The organism is Streptomyces glaucescens, assembly GCF_002154375.1.
GTDB classification, from domain to species: domain Bacteria; phylum Actinomycetota; class Actinomycetes; order Streptomycetales; family Streptomycetaceae; genus Streptomyces; species Streptomyces glaucescens.
Window position 1 is genome coordinate 1 of the sequence record NZ_MUND01000720.1, and the last position, 1,120, is coordinate 1,120.

Annotated in this window: 2 protein-coding genes; both read right to left on the minus strand. The window is 76.5% G+C overall.

The features are described 5' to 3' along the window. Positions 1-436, minus strand: a 436-nt coding sequence (locus CCN42_RS41825) for a hypothetical protein (protein ID WP_143662142.1), incomplete at its 3' end; no start/stop codon positions are given. 76 nt (positions 437-512) lie between these two features. Next, positions 513-863, minus strand: coding sequence for a metallopeptidase family protein (locus CCN42_RS35885; RefSeq protein ID WP_211294868.1), 351 nt, complete (start codon positions 861-863; stop codon positions 513-515). Positions 864-1,120 lie beyond the last annotated feature (257 nt).

Genomic DNA, 1,120 nt, shown 5'->3' on the forward strand with positions numbered 1-1,120 from the left:
GTTCGGGGGGCTGGGTGGTCCGGGTCGGCGCCGGATGGGCCGGTGTGGACCCGGGGCCCCCGCCGCCCGGACCGGCGGTCTGCCCGGGCCCGCCCGGCGGCGCGACGGTCGCGCCGCCGCCGTCCGGCGCGGAGGCCGAGGGCGCCGCGGACACCCCCGCCGCGTCGCCCTTCCCCCTGCCCTTCCCGCCGCCCTTGCCCTTGCCTTTGCCTTTGCCGCCCGCGCGGTCCGCCTCCCCGGCGGCCACGCCCTGGTACCCGGCGCCGCCGCCGGTCACCGCCGGAAACCCGCCGGGCGCCTCGCCGCCCTCCGGTCCGGCCGAGTGCGACGGCTCGGCCCGGCCGCCGTCGTCGTCCCCCACGCTCATGCAGCCGGCGGCAGCGGTGACGGCCAGCAGGGTGGCGGCCAGGCGGACGGGTACGTACAAGGGGCGCACGAGCAGCCACCTCCGGAGGCCGGTGAAGGGTCAACGTGCCCAACTCCCGCCGCCCGCAGGAGGACACGCGCCACGCTCATCCGTACCCGAGCGCGTGCAGCCGGGCGTCGTCGATCCCGAAGTGGTGGGCGATCTCGTGCACCACGGTGATCTCCGTCTCCGCGACGACGTCCTCCCGGCTCTCGCACATCCGCAGGGTGGGCCCCCGGTAGATGGTGATCCGGTCCGGCAGCACCCCGGCGTACCACTCGCCGCGCTCCGTCAGGGGGGTCCCCTCGTAGAGCCCGAGCAGCTCGGGATCGTCGGCGGGCGGTTCGTCCTCGACGAACACCGCGACGTTGTCCATCAGCCGCGTCAGCTCCGGCGGGATCCGGTCCAGCGCCTCGGCGACCAGTCCCTCGAACTCCTCGCGCGTCATCTCCAGCACAGGCCCATTGTCGGGTACGGCACCGCGCTCCGAGAGGCCCCACGACGGCCGGACCGCGCCCGGACCAACCCGGGCATAGCCACCCGCGCACCGGGGCACAAGGCCCCAATGGCCCGCGTCACCGCCGCAGTCCTGAACGCCCTGACCCGCCCGATCCGCATGCGCGGCACGTCCCGCACCCCCCGGTCCGCCCCCGAACCGGCCTCCCGGCCCCGCCCCTGGGCCCGCGCCCTCGGCCGTGTCTCCTATACACATGT